This window comes from Pontibacter sp. T17 (assembly GCF_057219875.1).
The window spans coordinates 1,018,712-1,038,674 of sequence record NZ_JBXVVW010000001.1 but is presented as its reverse complement, the minus strand read 5'-3'; the positions used below and the strand labels follow the sequence as shown (position 1 = coordinate 1,038,674).

Sequence of the window (19,963 nt, the reverse complement as noted above, 5' to 3'; positions counted from 1 at the left end):
TACCCCATGCGCAAACTGTCTACGCTGATGCGCCGTTCGCTGGCACTGGTGGCCCTGTTGGCCCCGGCTGGTACGGCCCTCGCCCAGGACGTGCTGCAGGAGAACAAGTTCGAACAGATCGACAATCGCCTGCCCACGCCCAACCGTTATCGCAGCGCCAGCGGTGCCCCCGGCCCCGATTACTGGCAGCAGCGGGCCGACTATGTGATTGACGTGACCCTCGACGACGAGAAGCAGCGCATCACTGGCCGCGAAACCATCACCTACACCAACAACTCGCCCGACGCGCTCACCTACCTCTGGCTCCAGCTGGACCAGAACATCAATGAGCCCAACAGCGACGCCCGCCTCACCGAGACTGGTCGTCTGAGCGAGCAGGTGTCTTTCACCCGCATGGTGAACGAGAACGCCGCCCAGAACTTCGACGGCGGTTTCAAGATTTCGAAAGTGACCGACGCCACCGGTAAGGCCCTGAAGTACACCATCAACAAAACGATGATGCGCATAGACCTGGCTACGCCCCTGCGTCCCGGCCAGAAGTATGTGATGAACGTGGAGTGGGCCTACAACATCAACGACTGTAAGACCCTCGGCGGCCGTTCGGGCTACGAATACTTCCCCGAAGACAAGAACTACCTGTACGAGATTGCGCAGTTCTTCCCCCGCATGGCCGTGTACAGCGACCTCGTGGGCTGGCAGCACAAGCAGTTCATGGGCCGCAGTGAGTTTACACTGCCCTTCGGCGATTACCGCGTGAGTATCACCGCCCCCGCCGACCTTATGGTAGGCGCCACCGGCGAACTCCAGAACCCTACTCAGGTACTTTCCGCTGCCCAGCAGCAGCGACTGGCCCAGGCCCGCACCAGCAGCAAGCCCGTGCTCATCGTTACCGAGGCAGAAGCCCGCGAGAATGAGAAGAGCCGCAGCACCACCCGCAAAACCTGGGTATTTGCTGCCCGCAACGTGCGCGACTTCGCCTTCGCGGCCTCACGCAAGTTCATTTGGGACGCCATGAACGTTAACGTTGGCGGCAAGAACGTGCTGGCAATGTCTTACTACCCCAAGGAAGGCAACCCACTGTGGGGCCAGTACTCTACCGAAAGCGTGGCCCACACCCTGCGTGTGTACAGCAAGTTCTCGGTAAACTACCCCTATCCCGTTGCCATCTCGGTGCACGGCCCCATCTTCGGTATGGAGTATCCAATGATCTGCTTCAACGGCGGTCGCCCCGAAGCTGACGGCACCTACTCCGAGCGTATCAAGTATGCCCTTATCTCGGTGATCATCCACGAAGTAGGACACAACTTCTTCCCGATGATCGTGAACAGTGACGAGCGCCAGTGGACGTGGATGGACGAAGGCCTCAACTCCTTCCTCCAGTACCTGGCCGAGCAGGAGTGGGACCACAACTACCCCAGCAACCGCGGTGTGCCCGAAAACATCGTGGGCTACATGAAAGCCGACAAGAGTGTGCAGAACCCCATCATGGTGAGCGGCGAGTCCATCATCAGCGTGGGCAACAACGCCTATGGCAAGCCTGCCACCGCCCTTAACATCCTGCGCGAAACCGTCATGGGTCGCGAGCTGTTTGACATGGCCTTCAAGACCTACAGCGAACGCTGGGCCTTCCGTCATCCCTACCCCGCCGACTTCTTCCGCACCATGGAAGACGCCTCGGGCGTAGACCTCGACTGGTTCTGGCGCGGCTGGTTCTATACCACCGACCCCGTGGACCTGGCCATCACCGGCGTAACCTACTACCGCGTAGACACCCAGAACCCCGAAGTGGAACTGGCCGAACGCCGCCAGCGCAACGAAGCCCGCCCAGAGCAGTATTCGCTGACGCAGAACAAGCGCCTGCTGGGCCCCACGGCCGTAGAAGCCAACCCGAGCCTCAACGACTTCTACAACAACTACGACGCCTTCACCGCCCAGCCCTGGCAGAAGCAGGCCTATCAGGCCTACCTGGCCAGCCTGAGCCCCGAAGAGCGCGCCCTGGCCGAAAGCCGCCAGCACTACTATCAGATTGACTTCGAGAACAAAGGCGGCCTGGTGATGCCCATCATCCTGCTGTTCCAATACGAAGACAATACCGAGGAGGTAGTGCGCATTCCGGCAGAAATCTGGCGCCTGGACGACAAGAAGGTGTCGAAGGTGTTTGCCCGCAGCAAACCCATCAAGCAGATTTACCTGGACCCCTACCGCGAGACGGCCGACATTGACGAAAACAACAATGCGTTCCCGCCCCGTATGGTGCCCTCGAAGTTCCAGCTGTTCAAACAGCGCCAGGGCGGCCAGCAGAATCCAATGCAGCTGCAGAAGCGTTTCAGCGCTCCGGCCCAACAGCCAGCAGGCAGCAACTGATTGTTTCAACAATCAATAAAAACACAAGGGCCTGATTATCAGGCCCTTTTTTTGTTGGCCTGCTCCTTGCTAGTCCCGAATACGGAACGATAACTTTGCACCCACAACACACGTCCTAAAAGACAATGAAACGCATTCTGTTCCCCGTTATCGCTCTGGTAGCGATTGCTCTGGTTGCCTGCAACGGCGTTGACGCTGAGAAGGTTAAGGCCCTCACCGCCACCTCTGAGAAGGCTGCTGCCACCCTCACCCAACTGCAAGGCGACAACGCTGCCCTGCAAACCGCTGTTACGGCTACCCTGACCGACAGCATCGTGAAGGCTGATACCTCGATTGCCAAGCTTCAGGCTGGCGTAAAGGCTGCTGCCGACAAGCACGGTGCTGCCATCCAGGCTGTTAGCGAAGCTGTAGAAAAGGTAAAGGCTGCCGTAGCTGACTACAGCGCTGGCAAGGCTAACGCCGAAGCTACCGACGCTGCCATCAAGGCTGCTGAAGAAGCAATTGCTGCTGCCCAGACCGAAGCTGGTGCTGCCAAGGCCGAAGGCGAGAAAATCCTCGCTGATGCCAAGGCTGCCATCGAGAAGCTGGCTGCTGCTGCCCCCAAAGGCAAGAAGAAGTAATCCTTCTCCGAAGAAATGAAAAGGGCTCCTGTGTGGGAGCCCTTTCTGTTTTATATCTTACTGCTACTCAGGCACGGTCGGCCAGTTCGAGCCAGCGGTCAGACACCTGCTCCAGTTCGGCCAGTACGCTGCCAATGGCCACCGAAGCTTCCTGAATCAGGGCAGGATTGCCACTGGCCATCTGAGCTTCCAGCGCCTCCTTGCGGGCTTCGAGCTCCGCCATGCGGGTTTCCAGCGTAGCAAACTCCTGCTTCTCCTTGTAGCTCAGCTTGGCTTTGGCCGGGTCGGCTTTAGCTGCTGGCGCTTCCACCACCACCGGTGCGGGTTTTGCAGGCACAGCAGCCTGTGCAGCGGCAGCTTCTTCGGCGGCGCGGGCCTCGCGGTAGTCGGTATAGTTGCCATTGAAGTCGCGCACGACACTGCCCTTGGCACTGGGTTCCAGCACCAGCAGGTGGTCTACAGTGCGGTCCAGGAAATAGCGATCGTGGGTCACGACCATAAGGCATCCCCCGTAGCCTTCCAGAAACTCTTCCAGCACGTTGAGGGTGGGCAGGTCCAGGTCGTTGGTGGGTTCGTCGAGAATGAGGAAGTTGGGCTGTTTCAGCAGCACTGTCAACAGGTAAAGGCGGCGTTTCTCGCCCCCGGACAGCTTCTCGATGTGGGTGTACTGCCGGGCGGGCTCAAAGAGAAAGCGTTTGAGGAACTGCTCGGCCGTGACGGTTTCGTCGCGGGAGATGGGCACCACCTCGGCAATCTCCTTCACGATGTCGATGACGCGCTGGCCGGGCTTGAACTGAAGGCCGTCTTGCGTGTAGTAGCCGAACACGATGGTTTCGCCCACTTCGACGGTACCGGTGTCAGGCTTGTCGCGGCCGGTAAGGATGTTGAGGAGGGTAGACTTCCCTGCTCCATTGGGGCCGACGAGCCCCACGCGCTCGCCGCGGCGAAAGACGTAGGAGAAGGGGCGCAGAATGGGCCGGTCGCCGAAAGTGCGCGACAGATCCTTGACCGTAAGGATGTTGCTGCCCAGGCGGCTCATTTGTACCGATAGCTGCACATTGCCTTGGTCGCTGCGCCCTTTGGCTTTATCCTGCAGGTCGTAGAAGGCCTCGATACGGGCTTTGCTCTTGGTGCCACGGGCCTTGGGCTGGCGACGCATCCACTCGAGCTCTGTGCGGAGGAGATTGCGGGCGCTGGCAGCCGCGGCATCGGCAGCAGCTTCTCGGGCGGCCTTGGCCTCGAGATAATCGACGTAGGAGCCCTGGTAGTGGTACACCGTCTGGTCGGCAATCTCGATGATGTCGCGGCAGAGGGCTTCGAGGAAATAGCGGTCGTGGGTGACGAGCAGCAGGGTGGCATCCTGTGCCTTCAGGTAACCTTCCAGCCACTCCACCATGTCGATGTCCAGGTGGTTGGTGGGCTCATCGAGGATGTAAAGGTCGGGCTTCTGGAGGAGGATGCGGGCCAGCGCCACGCGCTTCTGCTGCCCGCCGGAGAGGGTCTGCACGGGCTGGTCGAGCCGAGTGATGCGCAGACGGCTGAGAACGTTGCGAACGTCGGCCTCGTAGTCCCAGGCGTTGTGCTTCTCCATGGCCGCGAGGGCCTGCTCCAGCGCCTGCTGGGCGGGTCGGCTGTCGGGGTTGGCTTCGGCGGCAGTAAGGGCGGCTTCATAGGCAGCCACTGCCTGCCGGGCGGGGGTATCGGCAGCCAGCACGGCCTGCAACACGGTTTGTCCTTCCTCAAACGTGGGCTGCTGCGGCAGCCAACCAATCTGAATGTCCTTGCGCAGGCCTACGGTGCCTTCATCGGGAGAGTCGAGGCCGGCGAGCAGTCCCAGAAGGGTGGTTTTACCAGCACCGTTGCGGGCGATGAGTGCCATTCGCTGGCCCTTCTGCAGCCCAAAGCGGACGTTGCGGAACAATACATGCTCGCCAAACCGCTTGCCGAGCCCATCTACAGACAGATAATTCACGCGGCAAAGGTACGGCGAGGAAGGGCAGCCACAACGCTCGGTCCACCATCGGTACCACTGAGTAGTACTGGAGTGTGTGGCTGGTTATTGATTGTTACAGAAAGTCGGGCGGCGCCAGCGGATGCTGGGCATCGACGTTGAGGATCCGGAGGGCCAGTTCGGCATCAGCATTGCCGTTGGCCTCGACTTTCTCGAAAGCATCGAGCAACTGCGCCGAGGCGTCGTCGTCGTCCAGCGTCAGCCCCTCTTCGAGGTCGCCGATACCGCCAAGGTCCAGCGACTGGTCGGAATTCTGGAGCAGCACGGCCTGTGCAATGGCGGCGATGAGGTAACGCTCGGCATTGACTTTCTCCTGGCGCAGATTGCTGCGCTGCAGGAGATCCCAGGTACGGGCCAGCAGCAGGGGGTCGCGATAGCCCGACAGGATGAGAGGCTCGTAATACCGCTGGGCCAGCCGGAGGTCGGGGCGCTGTTCCTGCATGATGCGGTGGAGAGCGATAGCGGCGGCCACTTGGTCGAACCAAGGCTCAAAGGGGGTTTTCTCGGTAGCCAGTGCTATGGAATCGACAGCCTGCGCCACTTCTGCCACTGGTGCCGAGGGCCCACGCTGCCAGAGGTTCTGGAGTCGGCGGGCACAGGCACTGCTGACGGGCTCGGCCTCAAGACGGGTGACAAGGGCATCGCCTACGGGCAAGCTGGGAGCATTGACTCGCCAGGCGTTCACGACGGCGCGGTCGAGCGGCGGCAGTTGAGGGGCCTGTCCGGTGAGATTACAGGCCATCGCGGCAAGGCAGGCGAACAGAGGAACAGCCAGTCGGTTCATGGTGGCGTGAAGTTAGCCAAAGGCAGAAACAGACAGGCCCCCATTTCTGGGGGCCTGTGTTCGTATAAGAGATACACAGATTACGGTGTACCGTAGAGGGGGACCGCCATCCAGGAGTTGTTGGTCCAACAGATCAGCATAATCGCAGATGTGCCAGTAGAAGTAAAGGCGGTAGTGCCCACAACTGTGTTGGCGCCCTGTGGCAGGAAGTTGACAACCGCTGCGGCTGCACGCTTCACGACGATGATGGTGCGGCCCACAAGTTGCGTACTGGCCAAAGGCAGCGTGAGATCATACGTTCCAGTGGTATTACACATGGCAGTGTTCACGTTGGAGAGGTCGTAAGATCCGCCAGTGGTCATGAGCAGGAAGGACGACTGAATGGTACCATTCACCGAAAGTGTAGAGGCCGGCGTGGTGGTACCGATACCGACTTTGCCACGTGCCGCAGAGCCAGTGTGCGCCAGAATCACATCGCCATCTTCAGTGGCGGAGGCCCCTAAGCCACCAACGACAATTACATCGCCGGCAGCACCTGAGGTTGTACCCCCATTACCCGCTGTAACGATGGTGCGGCCACCAATGGACGAAGCGCCACCGCCGCTACCACCGCGGACGGTGAGGTCATAACCCGCACCAAGCGTCATATCGTCAACCTGAAGTACCCGGCTGGCACCTGCGTTGAAAGCAAGATCGCCGTTGATGGATACGAGTGCACCGTTATTGGTAAGGGTTGTGCTGCCAATGCCCACACGGCCGAAGGGTGTAGTGCCTAGAGCCTGCACTGCCAGGAAGGCATTGCCTCGGTTGGCCGCTGTGCTGGAGGCACCCCCTACCAGGTAGGCACTGCCGCCTACCCCAGTAGTGGCGGCATCGCCGCCTTTGAGCATACCAAAGCCCCCAATATTGGCACCCGTATTGCCAGCGCCGCCACTGATGGTAAGCGAGCCACCCGGGCCAGCTGCATCGGTGGAACTGAAGATATTGGCTGCAGTGGTGTTGTGGAACGTCAGGTCGCCATTGGACTGGATGGACATGCGTCGCTGGTTGCCACCCGTATTGCGGGTACTGAAATCCAGCCGGGCCGACTCAGTGCCCGAACCAATGCTGGTAGACACTGCCGAGATGTTGCCACCGATGAACACAGCAGAGGCGCTGTTGTCGAGTTCGAAGTCGAACCCTACGCCGGCACCCACACTGGCCCCACCCGCACTGGTGGTGCTGGAGAGCCGTAGCACCCGTTCGATGGTGCCGCTGGTGGCAAGGTTACGGTTGATGTCCAGCTGGTAGGTGCTGCTGGGGTTGGTAGTACCGATGCCGACCGGGCCACCGACAAAGCTGGCCGCACGGGAAGTGGAGCCACCACCCGATACCGAGACATCCAGACCAACTGCCTGACCGCCTGTCACCGAAACGTTTGTGACTTGGCCAATCGTCACTGTGCCAGGGCTGCTGCCATTGGTTGTGTTCAGAATGCCAATTGTCATACCGGAGGTAGAAAAGACGGCATCCGTGGTGAGGGTAAGGCCACGGGCAGTGGTGGCACCCGAACCAGCAGTGGAGTTGATGCGCACGCCAGCCGCCGACTGACCAGCGCCCAGGCCCGCATAGCTGATGTCCATGAGGTAGCGCGCGCCAATGGCCAGTGTATTCTGGGTAGCGATAGGGCCATAGGTGACACCCACACCAAAGCCAGTGGTGATGTTCATCCAGCCCAGGCCGTCATAGTAATAAAGGCCGGGGGTAGAGCCGTCGGTTTGGTAAATGAGCAGACCCTGCGCGGGGGTAGCTATGGCAGCGCGCTGGGCATTGGTGAGGCGGGGCAGCAGCAGACCGCCCGTGGTGCTGCTGATTTCCAGTGCGGCGGAGGGCGCCGGGATGCCCGTACCAATGGCGACCCGCTGGTTGACATCGGTGACGGCGATGGTGGCGCCATTGTCGGTCCAGGGGCTGGTGAGGTCGCGCCAGTTGCCGGCCACATACCCGCGGAAGGTGGTACCGTTATATTCAAGCGTACCGTTAACCGGGCTAGCCGAGGCGGCACCGATGTTGATGGCGCCGTTGACGGTGACCAGTTCCTGAGAGCCGGTCTGGTTACCGCCAATGATGACCTCGCCCCAGGGAGTGTTGCCGTTCTCGGCAAGGTAGATATCGCCGCGGAGCGAAGGGCCGCCGGCACTGAAGCCGCCGCGAATCGAAATCTGCCCACCCTGAGAAAGGGCATCGGCCGCCTGACCACCCACCAACTGGATGCTGCCACCTGCAAATCCGGGAGCGTTAGAGGTGCCGCCGTTGATCTGTACGGTACCGGCAGGGCCTGCGTTACTGCCCCCACCGTTGATGGAGACCGTGCCGCCACTGGCCGAGCTAAAGGAGACACCGCCCGACAGGAAGATGTTGCCGCCTGGGCCACCCGTAGAATTGCCACCGCCAATAGTAACCGCACCACCACCGGCGTTGCCATCAACCGCCTGCATTATTACATTGCCACCGAAGAAGGAGCCAATGGCGTTACCAGAACGGAGAATCAGGTTCCCGCCATTGCCACCAACTCCGTTGGCGCTACCTGCCGAAATCTGAAGGGCATTGCCATCGCCATCGTCATCGCTACCCATGGCGATTTGTCGCACGCCGTTGCCGGTGAGGGCAATGCCCCCGTCGACTGTCAGGCGGTCGCCGGCGACATTGGTGCCAATGCCCACCGAGCCCTGCTGCACATAGAGCGCGAGGCCGTTGGGATTGCCACTCTGGTTGGAGGCCTTGATGGCATACCCGGCGGGGCTCTGCGTATTGGCCTGCAGGCCCACGGCATCGCCAGACGTGGCGTCGTTGGACGCGTACACACCCAATGCGTCGGGCGAGCGCACGAAACCAGCCACACCGGCCCCCTGTGCGATGATCGAAAAGAGTTCGCCCCGGACAGCGCCCACTGGCCCGTTGTCGCTGTAGCTGCGGGCGGCGATAGCGCCACCGCCGTTGGTGGTAGCGGTGTTGGCGATGTAGAGGACGTAATCGTCAGGGTTCAAGGACGACGAGGCACCAACCTTGGTGAGCGAGGTGGAGTCGCGGAGGGGGAGTGTGAGTCCGCCACCGCCCGCAGCCCACGAGAGGTTGCCCGCACCATCGTTGGTGAGGACACCCACACCGCTGCTTGCTGGCAGCGTGTAGGTGATGTCGGTAACCTGTGGCTGTGCTACAAAGCGGGTGTAGTTGGCCGTGCCGTCATTGGGTTCGTAGAAACGGATACCGCTGGGCGTCGCGGTATTGGATCGCATTTCCAGGTCGCCACCGTCCAGGCGGGCAGCAGGGCCTGCGGAGAGGTTCTGGATGTAGAGTGCCGGCAGGTTATTGGTGGGGTTCGACTGGCCGATACGGGCGGCCTGGCCCGCGCCATCGTTCTGGACGTAGAGGCCAGTGCCACTGGCGCCGCTGTTCATGACGGAATAGAAGCCGTAAGCATTGCTACCGGGAGGGCCGACCGCCTGAAAGTTGGCACCATTACCTGCTACCGTAGACTGAACACCGTAGGTATTATCGGCCCCAGAATTGGTGAGCTGCACATTGATACCACCACTGAACTTTTCGCCAGAGGTGTTGATGGCTTCGATGATGACACCGGGTGCGCCTGTGGCGTCGTATTCAGCAAAGATAGCTGCACCGCCACCAGTGGTACCTTCGCGCCGGGCGTGAACGGCAAAGCCGGCGTTGCGGTTGAGGCCGTAGATGCCTGCCGCAGCCGCGTCGGTAGACTCGGTAGCACCCGCAATACCATAAGTGATATTCGAGGTGGTGGTGGAAGCATAACCTGTAACAGCTGACTTGCCCACGTTGGTGCCTGAATACTCGACGCGGAAGAGGTCGTCGGCGGGGCTGCTAATGAACACAGTGTTGCCATCGGTGAGGAGCGCAGTGTTTTCGACCCAGGCAGTGCCGTCCCAGAAGACGGTGGAATACTGCGTGGTGGCAGCAGGCAGTCCTACGGGGGCAGGGGCTGCAGCCCACTGGGTGCCATCCCAGGTAAGGATGCGGCCTGCATCGCCCACACCCAGAGCGGTGTTCTGTACAGGGTTGCCCTGCAGGCGTTCTACCACCATGCCACTATAGTTGCCCGTGACATCGCCAGTGAAGGCAGTGCTGGTGGTGAGGCCGTTGTTAAAGATGAAGTTCCAGTTGGTGATGTCGGCGCTGGTGATGCCCACAGCAGCCGAGCCAGCGAAAATGGGGTCTACCTCAATGCCCAATGTGGGAGGCGTTGCCGTCCACTCGGTACCGTTCCAGGTAAGGACGTCGCCCGGATTGGAGGGGCCGAGGTTGACGGGCTGGCCCTGAATGTTGGCGATAGAGGGGTTGGGGTAAGCCCCGGTGAGGTCGCCACCGGCACCAGCTCCGTTGATGAGGCCGTTGGCGGCGATGTAGTCCCAGTCGTTGATGTTGGCGGCGGTGATGCCGGCGGCCGGTGACGTAGTGAAGATGGGGTCGAACTCGGAACCGGTGCTGGGAGTCTGTGCCACCCACTGTGTGCCGTTCCAGGTGAGGATTTTGCCAGCGTCCGGCCCAGCCAGCGTGCCCGTGTTCAGGACGTTCCCCTGCAGCGCGGCTACCGACGTTGCAGACTGCGCGCCGATGACGTCGCCTCCCAACCCGCCAGAGAAGTTGACGGCTGTTGCGGCATCGGCGGCATTGACTGCGAACGCGGCGTTGGCAACCGTGCCCGTCACCTTGGCGCCATCAACATCAGTGATGTTGGCATTGCCTATTGAGATGGGGGCGTTACCTGCCCCGGTAAGACGGCCCTGAGCGTCGACGGTGAAGGTGGCCACCTGGTCTGAGGCCCCATAGCCACCCGCTGTAACCGCGGTGTTGGCCAGCGAGAGGGTGCCTGTGGTGGTGATGGGCCCACCCGTGAGGCCCGTTCCAGCGGTTATGCTTGTTACTGTACCATTGGTAGCCGGGGCCTGCGCCTGCCACTGGGAACCGTTCCAGGTGAGAACGTTGCCCGTATTGCCAGCGTTGAGCGCACCTGCGGCTACAGTGTTACCACGAATGGCGGTGACAGAAGTAGTGCCTTGGTTGCCAGTGACGTCGCCAGAGAGTGGGCCAGAGAAGCCAACTGCCGTGGTGGCGTTTGCAACCGCGCCCACAACCTTGGCCCCGGAAATGCCTGAGATATTGGCGTCGCCGATTGCGATGGAAGTATTACCAGCGGCGGTAAGGCGCCCTTGGGGGTCAACCGTGAAGGTTGCTACCAACGCGGGGCCGCCATAGGAGCCAGACGCCACAGAGGTGTTTTCCAGCGAGATGGTGCCAGTATTGGTGATGGGGCCACCAGTAAGGCCTGTGCCCGTGGTGATGTTGGTGACAGTGCCTGAACCGCCGGAGGGGGCCTGCGCTACCCATGCCGAGCCGTTCCAGGTGATGACGTTACCCAAAGCAGGGGCGCCAAGGGTAAGGGTCTGGCCCTGAAGCTTGTCAATAGTAGGCGTGGTGAGGTTGCCAGTGAGGTCGCCGTTGGCGGTGGTACTGGTAGTGAGGCCGTTGGTGAAGATACTGTTCCAGTTGGTGATGTCGGTGGCGGTGATGCCAGCGGCCGGGGCGGCGGTAAAGACGGGGTCGGCCTCGGAGCCAGCACCGATAACATCGGCGATCCACTGGGTTCCGTTCCAGCGGAGAATCTTGCCAGCATCGGGTGCGCCCAGTGGCCCTGTGTTGATGACATTACCCTGAATGGCAGCGATAGCGTTGATACTCTGCGTACCAACAACATCGCCAGCGAGGGTGCCCGAGAACGATACAGCACTGACGGCGTTGATGGCGCTGGCAACAGCGCCGACTACCTTGGATCCATCTACGGCATTGATATCGGCGTCCTGCACGCTGCCATCGGCGATTTCGGCGGAGCCTACCGAACCAGCAGCCAACTGGAGGTTACTGAAGGTGCCGGTGACATCGCCAGCAGCGGTGGTGCTGGTGGTGAGGCCATTGATGTAGATGCTGTTCCAGTTGGAGACATCGGTAGCGGTGATGCCAGCAGCCGGGGCAGACGAGAAAACGGGGTCGGTTTCAGCACCAGCCGAGGGGGCCTGTGCTACCCACTGGGAGCCATCCCAGGTGAGGATGTTGCCAGTATTGCCTGCATTGAGCAGACCGGGCGCAACGGCATTGCCGCGGATGGAGATAACGGAGGTGGTAGCCTGGTTGCCGGTTACATCGCCTGCGAGCAGTCCGGTGAAGGCAACGGCGGCGGTGGCTGAGGTGGCGAAGTTGGCGTTGACTGCGTTGGTGGCATTGGCGACAGTGCCCGTGACCTTGCCGCCATCGATGCTGGCGACATCGGCATTCTGGATGCTGCCGTCAGCAATTTCGGCAGAGCCTACCGAACCACTCACCAGTTGCAGGTTACTGAAGGTGCCCGTGACATCACCATTGGCGGTGCTGCCGGTAGTTAGGCCGTTGGCGGCTATGTTGTCCCAAGTGCCGATTTGGGCCGCAATAATGCCTGCGGCTGGGGAGGCAGTGAAGATGGGGTCGGCCTCGGAGCCTGCGCCAATGACATCAGCCACCCACTGGGTGCCGTTCCAGCGAAGAATCTTGCCGGCATCGGGTGCGCCCAGTGCGCCTGTGTTGACAACGTTACCTTGGATGGAGGAGATAGTGGTAGAACCCTGGTTACCCGTTACATCACCTGCAAGTGCGCCGGTGAAGTTGGCGGCGTTGAGTGCGTTGGTGGCGAAAGCTGCCGTGGATGCACTGGTGGCGCTGGCAACCGTGCCTGTTACCTTGGCGCCATCTACAGCGGCAATGTCCACGTTCTGAATACTGCCATCGAAAATCTCGGCCGAGCCGACAGCACCAGTAGCCAGTTGCAGGTTACTGAAGGTGCCCGTGACATCACCATTGGCGGTGCTGCCGGTGGTTAGGCCGTTGGCGGCTATGTTGTCCCAAGTGCCAATCTGGGCCGCAGTAATGCCTGCGGCTGAGGAGGCAGTGAAGATGGGGTCGGCCTCGGAGCCAGCGCCAATGACATCGGCCACCCACTGGGTCCCGTCCCAGCGGAGAATCTTGCCGGCGTCTGGGGCACCCAGTGCGCCAGTATTAACGAGGTTGCCCTGAATGGCCGCGAGTGTGGTGGTGCCCTGGTTACCCGTTACATCGCCAGAGAGTGGGCCCGTGAAGTTGGTAGCCGTACCGGCACTGGTGGCGTTGGCGACCGGGCCAAGTACCTTTCCTCCAGCAACATCGGTGATATTGCCATCGCCGATGAGAATGGGGGTGTTGGCAGCAGCAGTAAGACGGCCCTGCGCATCTACAGTGACGGTAGGTACTTCGTTGGCTGTGCCATATGCGCCAGGGGTAACAGCAGTGTTGGCCAGTGCGATGGTGCCAGTTGTAGTGATGGGGCCACCCGTTAGGCCAATACCCGTGGTGATATTGGAGACGGTGCCCGTACTGGCGCCTGCAACGGGGGTAAAGACCGTTCCGTCGAAGACATAGAGTCGGTCTTCTCCACCGCCGTAAACAAAGACAACCATGCCCTTGTTACGGTCACGAACGAGCGGAGGCAGGCCCTGGAGGGTCAGCTGGAGGTTGTTGCGCTCAACTACTGAGAGGCGCGGCACAAGAAGCCCCTTATCGGTAGCCTCAAGATCGAGGATGGCGTTGGCCTGCGGGGTATTGGTGCCTATGCCTACCTGCGCATGAGCCACAGGTAGCATCAGAGCTACCATCAGGAAGAAAAGGCCAGTACATACAGCAAGGCGGGGCAACCGGGCGGATTGCCAACGCAGAAGGCACGACTGCATGACAGTAAGAGTTGGTTCGTTAGAGAGGAAGTTGGAGTCGATCGGGCGGTAAATCTTAAGAAAAGCTAATGCAGTTCTAGCGCAATTACCAATAAGCAAATTAGCGGGTTGTGTCTGTTACTTACTAGCTACTTTCGGTGAATAATTTTACCTGTTGAAACACCCAGGTCGAATTGTGGCTTTTTTGGGGTGACAAGGCGAAAACCGTAGTTTTGCCAGACTACCCCAGACCTACCGCATGCAGACGATTCCTTCGCTTTCGCTCCGCGACTTCACCCACGGCACCCCCGAGCAGCGTGCTGCTTTCGTACAGAACCTTGGCAACGCCTATCAGGACATTGGCTTTGTGGCCGTGCGCGACCACTACTTGACCGATACCCTGCAGGACGACCTGTATCGTGTGGTGAAAGCGTTTTTTGCCCTGCCCGAAGACGTTAAGCTGAAGTACGAAGTGCCCGGCCTGGCAGGTCAGCGTGGCTACACTGGCAAAGGGAAAGAGCATGCCAAAGGCCGCAACGTGGGCGACCTGAAAGAGTTTTACCACGTGGGGCAGACCATCCAGAACGACCCTGAGCGGGCCAAGCGCTACCCCACAAACGTATTCCCCGCCGAGGTGGCCGACTTTGAGCGTGTGACCACCGAGGTATACCGCCGGCTGGAAGACACAGGCCGGGCCATGCTGCAGGCCATTGCGCTGTATCTGGGACTGGACGAACACTACTTCGACGATAAGATTTTCAACGGCGACTCAATCCTGCGTCCAATCCACTACTTCCCGATCGAAGACCCGGATTCGGTGCCGGAAGGGGCTGTGCGCGCCGCCGAGCACGAAGACATTAACCTGATCACACTGCTGATGGGCGCCAGCGCCGATGGCCTGCAGGTGCTGACCCGCACTGGCCAGTGGGTGCCAGTAACCGCAGTGCCCCACAGTCTGGTAATCAACGTAGGCGACATGCTGCAACGCCTGACCAACAACCGTCTGCGCAGCACCACTCACCGTGTGGTGAACCCGCCCCGCGAACTGATGCACACCTCGCGCTTCAGTGTGCCGTTCTTCCTGCACCCCCGTGCCGAAATGGACCTGACCTGCCTGCCCAGTTGCGTTACTAGCACCAATCCGCTGGCCTATACCCCCATTACGGCAGGTGAATATCTGGACGAGCGTCTGCGGGAAATAGGCCTGAAGAAATAATGAAGCGCCGCCTTACCCCCTACCTGCTGGCAGTGCTGCTGGCGGGTGCATGCACGCCCGACAGCCAGACTGGCGCCGGAAGCAGTGCCGAAGCCGAAGCCCTGCGCAGTGAAATGGCCGCCAAAGCCGCCGCTGAGCAGGCCCTGATGGACCTGCGCCTACTGCCCAATGCCGTAGGCCGTCTGCGGCCAGGCATGAGTCTGGATAGTGTACGCGTGGTGGTGCCACAAGCCCAACTGCGCGAATCGCTGGAAGAAGGACACAAATATGTAGAGTGCATAGACAGCACAGGACGTCCGCTGCTGCGCCTGCGTGTGACCTGCGTGGCTCCCAATCCATGTCAGGTAGCGCAGATAGACGTATTGAGCCCGTTGTACAACACCCCCGAAGGACTTGGCGTGGGCCTGACGCTGGAAGAGGTGCAGAAGCTGGCCGAACTGGGCGAAGCATACTGGACTGACGCGCTGGGCCTGACTGTTGCCGTACCGAAACTGGGCGCCCTGCTGGTATTTGACGCCAGCGAACTGCCTGCACAACTGGTAGAGAAGCCTGTGTTAGCCCAGTTGCCGAAAGATCTGATCGTAGAACGGATCATCGTGGGAACGCCTCTGCGCTGATAACTGTACAGAAAGGAACGCCCCACCCGTTTTCGGCTGCCCCAAAAGCGCTATGCCGCAAATGCGGGACGCAGGAGGGCGTTGAATATCATTAGCTTTGCTGCAACCGTTATCACACACAGTTTCGTGTGTGGACGAACTGAACCGACCGCAAGATGGAGTCATTCGATATGTGTGTAATCGGTGGTGGGCCTGCGGGCTACGCCGCCGCTGTCAGGGCGCTGGACCTCGGACAGAAAGTGATGCTGATAGAGAAAGACCGTGTGGGAGGTGCGGGCATCTACAACGGTGCGCTCTCAAGCAAGACGCTGTGGGAGCTGTCGCGCGACTTCCGGAAACTGGAGCGCCGCGACCGAGGCTACAAAGTGCTGCAATACGTGACCGACTACCGCGACGTCATCCGTGTGATGAACAACGCCGTGGAAGAGCGGAAGTGGCAGCTGGAATACCAGCTGAAAGTGCTACAGGAGAAGAGCGAAAGCGGGCAGCTGAAGTTTGCCAAAGGCTTTGGCTCGATGGTGTCGCCGACGGAGGTGCACATCCAGAACGGGCAGAGCTTCAATGTGCAGGCCGACAACATCATTCTGGCAACTGGCGGCCGCCCCCGCTACCTGCCGCACATTCCGATAGACGAGAAGATCATTGTGACGAGCGACGGCATTTCGTCGTTCGACGACTTTCCGGAGAGCCTGGTGATACTGGGCGCGGGAGTCATTGGCTGCGAATTTGCTACCATCTTCTCGAACTTCGGACGCACGAAAGTGTTCCTTATCGACAAAGAAGAGCGAATTCTGCCGTTTGAAGACGAAGACGTGGCACGTGTGGCCGCCTACAATCTGGAACAGAACGGCGTGACCATACACCACAACGCCTCGCTGGAAAGCATGGAGGTGGAAGGCGACCGCGTAAAGTATGTGCTGCGCTATAAAAACGGCAAAATCCAGACCTACTACGCCGAGAAAGCACTGGTGTCGGTAGGCCGGGCCACGAACATCGAAGGGCTGGGCTTGGAGCGCCTGGGCGTAGCGGTAAACAACCGCGGCAGCTTCATCACCGACGACGGCCAGACGAACATCCCAAACATACACGCTGTGGGCGACCTCACCGCCGATGTATGCCTGGTAAACGTAGGTGAGCTGGAAGGCCGTCATGCCGTAGAAAAGATCGTGCTGAAGAAGAAAGAGATACTGGCCTACGAGAACATCTCGACAATCATGTTCCTGCAGCCGGAAGTGGCGGGCGTGGGCATGAACGAACAGGACTGCATGCGCAAGAACATCCCATACCGGGTGGCGTGCTACAGCTACAACTACGTGGGCCGGGCCATTGCCATGCGCAGCATGACGGGCTTCTTCAAGCTGATTGTGACCGACGACGACGAGATGCGCATACTGGGTATGCGGGTGGTGGGCGAACACGCCAGCAGCACCATTCAGGCCGTTGCGCTGCTCATTCACATGAAAAAGGGGCTGAAGGAACTGGCCGAAATGCCGCACCCCCACCCCAGTATGCCTGAAGGTGTGCAGGAATGCGCGCGAATGCTGCTGGGCACCAGCATCATCAAGCCACACGTGTTTGGTGACCAGAGCCTTCGCTGCCACCGTGTGGTAGATGGCATGTGCATGCCGATGCATGTGTGAGTTCGGCAGCCAATCTCCTTACATAAATAACCGCGCCCCTGCCAGTGACTGCTGACAGGGGCGCTGTGTTTCTGGGCGGGCCGGAATTACTGCTGCACCGGTGCCAGATTGTGGCGGGTGAGCAGGCCGCGGAATGTTTCAGCATCTGGCTCGGAGAGGGTAAGCGTGACGGAGTGGCCGGTTTTGAGGCGCATACGGAAAATGTGCGGCCCCGATACTGCGTATGCCACCTCTTTCCAGCGCATGCGATAGCCGTAGCCGCCGACCTTGAAGACCGGATTTCCGGTGGTATGCTCAACGTGGGCGATGTCAGTCCAGTACAGTTCGCGCGTAGAGAAGGGCCAGAGCTTGAGGGTAAGGGTCTGGTCGGTGGCGAAGACCTTGACGATGAGGAACTGCAGCGCTATGATAAGGCTTCCGGCCACAAGCAGCGGCAGCAGTACAGCCCAACTCATCTGCGACCGCAGCAGTACCGAGTAGTTAACCACCAACAGCAGTGCCAGCACTGCCACGAGAATGCCCCGGAAGATGTTGTCGGGGCGGGAGACGATGAGGGGAGCAGCCATGCCGGAAAGGTGGCAAGTGGGCCTGTCAAAGTCAAGGTGCGGGGGCAAGTTTTGCGACGCGCTGGAGAGGGATAAACCTGCGGGCGCGCTCTCCGTCGGGTCTGTACCAGACCATCAGGCTGTCGCCACGCAAATCGAATCTGTAGCCGGGGAATGCGAAGCCGTGTTTGGGCTGGAAGAAATACACATCGACCTCGCGGATGCGGAAGCGCCTGCCCTCTGCTTCGTAGAAGCCACGGAACATGACGTTTTCCCAATGCAGTGCGGGCAAGAGCGAGTCGAGTCTGGTGGCGGGTTTGGCGTAGTGCAGCAGAAAGCGGCCACCTGCGTCGAAGCCGAAGAGCAGGCAGGTCACTTTGCCCTGTTGAAAGCCGGCGAGCTGGAGGGAATCGACGTACCAGTACCCATCAATCATGGGTTCGGTTCGACGGAGGCGTTCGGTGGAGCGGGCGTCGGCCTTGGCAGCGAGGGAGCCGGGCTTGGGGCGGTAGACGGTCATGCCGTCGGCAGTGGTGAGCCACTGGCCCGGAGGAACACAGGCAGTGGCCAGCAGCAAGATAAGGAGTACAGAGGAGCGCATATCGGAACTGCGTTTCCCTACCCTACAGGCGAGACGGGGTGCGGGTTCCGAGGGGCCAGATGGGGGTAGCCCACATGAGTGACAGTGATTTAAGCAATCTGGAAGCACGATTGTAGAGTTGCCTGTGCCGACCCTGTAGACGGTCCTGCTGCAACGGGATAAGAGGCTTGTTTGTAAGTATAGATCTTCGGCCTTTGCCCTCAAGATAACGCGACCTGGAGGCCTACAAACCAAAACACCCCGCCGAGGCGGGGTGCAAATGCAGGAGTGCGAACAGAAGGCCGTGTCCGTCAGGCTGGCTGGCCGGCCTTGATGGCGCCTGCAAGCGCAGGCAGAAACTGCGCCAGTGTGGTGGGCGTGGTGTTAGAGGCCGTGCGGTAAGCGAAGTCCACCGTGGGGTTATTGAGGGTGGCGTTCATCTCTAGATAGAGGTCGGCGATGCTCTCGCCCAGCCCTGCCTGGAGCATGCCCAGCTTCTGGCTGGGAGCGTCGAAGACGTGGTACTGGAGGTCGGGCTTGCCGATGAGTTGACCGAGCTGTTGGGTGAATTCGCCGAAGGAGTAGTCGGCAGCACCGAGGAGGTCGCGGACGCGGTTGCCGGAGAAGTCGAGCGCCAGGAGGTGCTGGGCGGCCGTGGCGGCGATGTCGGCGGTGGCGATCATGGGGAAACGGACCTCCGGATTGACCATGCCCCCTGTGAAGCCCATGTGCTGCACCATCGGCACGAACATGAAGAGGTTCTCGAGGAAGTAGGCCGGGCGGAGGTGGAGGACGTTGAGAGAGGGAATCTGGTTGAGGCGCTTCTCCTGACGGTGTACACTGACGATGGGACCGGTGCCCTCGGGGCGATCGGCGAGCATGGAGCTGAGGTTGACCGCATACTTGAGGCCGGAGCGCTGGACGGCACCCGCAATGGACTCCCCGGCGGCATTGCCATAGGCGAGGAAGTCAGGGGCGGAGAAGTTCGGCGGAATGAGGAGATAGGCGGCGTCTGCGCGGCGGAAGAGCCCTTCGAGGAAGGGAGAGTCGAGGATGTCGCCGACGGCGATTTCAGCGCCCTTGGCGGCGAGGGTGTTGAGATTGGCGGCGTTGCGGCCCACGGCAATGACGTTGTGACCGCTGGCCAGGAGCTGTTGGGCAATCTGGCCGCCGGTGTTGCCACTGGCGCCGAGCACTACATAGGTACGTTTCATGGTGTGAGACATTTGGAAAGTGTGCTGCAAACCACTACGTTTACTGCCGAAAAAGAAAGTACCTACATAAAAGTAAGGTACCTACCAGAAGGTAAAAATAGCTGACCGTCAGATGGATAAAAATCAGGAATTTTCGGCAGATGCCTTTGGTGCGTGCTGGCAGAAGGCATCGCGGGAGGCGAACCTGTGTGTGATGCGGAGTTTGCAGGACGTACTGGGCGGCAAGTGGAAGCTGGTGATTCTGTCATATCTGCTAACCGGAACACGGCGGTATGGGGAGCTTAAACGACTGATCCCGGAGATATCGGAGAAAATGCTGATACAGGAACTGCGCACGCTGGAGCAGGACATGCTGGTGGAACGGCGGGTGTATCCGGAGGTGCCGCCCCGGGTGGAATACAGCCTGACGGCCTACGGGCAATCGCTGGAAGAGGTATTCAAGGCGATGGTAGACTGGAGCCGGGCCTACCTGCAACGGCCGGGGGCGCCGCCGCCACCTGAGGAGTTTCTGCGGCTGATGGGTACGTCGGATGGAAATGCCTGAAGCGGGTTAACAGCCCAACACCTGTGCGCTTTGGCTGATTTTCGTAGGTT

12 protein-coding genes are annotated in these 19,963 nt (G+C 60.3%); 6 read left to right on the top strand and 6 right to left on the bottom strand.

Annotation, left to right across the window (positions count from 1 at the left end):
• The first annotated feature begins 6 nt into the window (after positions 1-6).
• Positions 7-2,364 carry a M1 family metallopeptidase gene (locus tag AC2D8O_RS04690; RefSeq protein ID WP_484677636.1) on the top strand — a complete coding sequence of 786 codons (2,358 nt, stop codon included), beginning with the start codon at positions 7-9 and terminating at the stop codon, positions 2,362-2,364.
• 125 nt (positions 2,365-2,489) lie between these two features.
• Entirely contained in the window at positions 2,490-2,984 is a 495-nt protein-coding gene (locus AC2D8O_RS04685) for a hypothetical protein (RefSeq protein WP_484677635.1), read from the top strand.
• Positions 2,985-3,051: 67 nt separating this feature from the next.
• Here AC2D8O_RS04685 and AC2D8O_RS04680 read toward each other — a convergent pair whose 3' ends face one another.
• From AC2D8O_RS04680 to AC2D8O_RS04670, 3 genes are all read right to left on the bottom strand, one after another.
• On the bottom strand, positions 3,052-4,956 hold the full coding sequence (locus tag AC2D8O_RS04680) for an ABC-F family ATP-binding cassette domain-containing protein (protein ID WP_484677634.1): 1,905 nt from the start codon (positions 4,954-4,956) through the stop codon (positions 3,052-3,054).
• A gap of 94 nt (positions 4,957-5,050) precedes the next feature.
• The gene (locus tag AC2D8O_RS04675; protein ID WP_484677633.1) at positions 5,051-5,779 is read right to left on the bottom strand and encodes a hypothetical protein; all 729 of its coding nucleotides are present in this window, start codon (positions 5,777-5,779) and stop codon (positions 5,051-5,053) included.
• Positions 5,780-5,859: 80 nt separating this feature from the next.
• Entirely contained in the window at positions 5,860-13,503 is a 7,644-nt protein-coding gene (locus AC2D8O_RS04670) for a beta strand repeat-containing protein (RefSeq protein ID WP_484677632.1), read from the bottom strand.
• Positions 13,504-13,816: 313 nt separating this feature from the next.
• Between AC2D8O_RS04670 and AC2D8O_RS04665 the strand changes: the two genes are divergently transcribed.
• The 3 genes from AC2D8O_RS04665 (at position 13,817) to AC2D8O_RS04655 (ending at position 17,030) form a co-directional block, all read left to right on the top strand.
• The gene (locus tag AC2D8O_RS04665) at positions 13,817-14,773 is read left to right on the top strand and encodes an isopenicillin N synthase family dioxygenase (RefSeq protein ID WP_484677631.1); all 957 of its coding nucleotides are present in this window, start codon (positions 13,817-13,819) and stop codon (positions 14,771-14,773) included.
• The gene (locus AC2D8O_RS04660) at positions 14,773-15,390 is read left to right on the top strand and encodes a hypothetical protein (RefSeq protein WP_484677630.1); all 618 of its coding nucleotides are present in this window, start codon (positions 14,773-14,775) and stop codon (positions 15,388-15,390) included. Before AC2D8O_RS04665 ends, AC2D8O_RS04660 begins: the two co-directional genes overlap by 1 nt.
• A 155-nt stretch (positions 15,391-15,545) precedes the next feature.
• Positions 15,546-17,030: a dihydrolipoyl dehydrogenase family protein gene (locus AC2D8O_RS04655; protein WP_484677629.1), complete on the top strand. Its 1,485-nt coding sequence runs from the start codon at positions 15,546-15,548 to the stop codon at positions 17,028-17,030.
• A gap of 86 nt (positions 17,031-17,116) precedes the next feature.
• On the opposite strand, the gene AC2D8O_RS04650 is transcribed toward AC2D8O_RS04655, so the two are convergent.
• The 3 genes from AC2D8O_RS04650 to AC2D8O_RS04640 form a co-directional block, all read right to left on the bottom strand.
• Positions 17,117-17,596 (bottom strand): hypothetical protein, encoded by a 480-nt coding sequence (locus AC2D8O_RS04650; protein WP_484677628.1) that lies wholly within the window; start codon positions 17,594-17,596, stop codon positions 17,117-17,119.
• A gap of 31 nt (positions 17,597-17,627) precedes the next feature.
• Entirely contained in the window at positions 17,628-18,176 is a 549-nt protein-coding gene (locus AC2D8O_RS04645) for a hypothetical protein (RefSeq protein WP_484677627.1), read from the bottom strand.
• Between the two features lie 290 nt (positions 18,177-18,466).
• A complete protein-coding gene (locus tag AC2D8O_RS04640) occupies positions 18,467-19,369 on the bottom strand; it encodes an NmrA family NAD(P)-binding protein (protein WP_484677626.1) in 903 nt (300 codons plus the stop codon).
• A gap of 112 nt (positions 19,370-19,481) precedes the next feature.
• Between AC2D8O_RS04640 and AC2D8O_RS04635 the strand changes: the two genes are divergently transcribed.
• Entirely contained in the window at positions 19,482-19,913 is a 432-nt protein-coding gene (locus AC2D8O_RS04635; RefSeq protein ID WP_484677625.1) for a winged helix-turn-helix transcriptional regulator, read from the top strand.
• Positions 19,914-19,963 lie beyond the last annotated feature (50 nt).

Bases quoted from the DNA above. Each gene is read 5' to 3' on its own strand.
- AC2D8O_RS04690 (WP_484677636.1), top strand. From the start codon at position 7: ATGCGCAAACTGTCTACGCTGATGCGCCGTTCGCTGGCACTGGTGGCC.
- AC2D8O_RS04685 (WP_484677635.1), top strand. From the start codon at position 2,490: ATGAAACGCATTCTGTTCCCCGTTATCGCTCTGGTAGCGATTGCTCTG.
- AC2D8O_RS04675 (WP_484677633.1), bottom strand. From the start codon at position 5,779: ATGAACCGACTGGCTGTTCCTCTGTTCGCCTGCCTTGCCGCGATGGCC.
- AC2D8O_RS04670 (WP_484677632.1), bottom strand. From the start codon at position 13,503: ATGGTAGCTCTGATGCTACCTGTGGCTCATGCGCAGGTAGGCATAGGC.
- AC2D8O_RS04665 (WP_484677631.1), top strand. From the start codon at position 13,817: ATGCAGACGATTCCTTCGCTTTCGCTCCGCGACTTCACCCACGGCACC.
- AC2D8O_RS04660 (WP_484677630.1), top strand. From the start codon at position 14,773: ATGAAGCGCCGCCTTACCCCCTACCTGCTGGCAGTGCTGCTGGCGGGT.
- AC2D8O_RS04655 (WP_484677629.1), top strand. From the start codon at position 15,546: ATGGAGTCATTCGATATGTGTGTAATCGGTGGTGGGCCTGCGGGCTAC.
- AC2D8O_RS04650 (WP_484677628.1), bottom strand. From the start codon at position 17,596: ATGGCTGCTCCCCTCATCGTCTCCCGCCCCGACAACATCTTCCGGGGC.
- AC2D8O_RS04645 (WP_484677627.1), bottom strand. From the start codon at position 18,176: ATGCGCTCCTCTGTACTCCTTATCTTGCTGCTGGCCACTGCCTGTGTT.
- AC2D8O_RS04640 (WP_484677626.1), bottom strand. From the start codon at position 19,369: ATGAAACGTACCTATGTAGTGCTCGGCGCCAGTGGCAACACCGGCGGC.
- AC2D8O_RS04635 (WP_484677625.1), top strand. From the start codon at position 19,482: ATGGATAAAAATCAGGAATTTTCGGCAGATGCCTTTGGTGCGTGCTGG.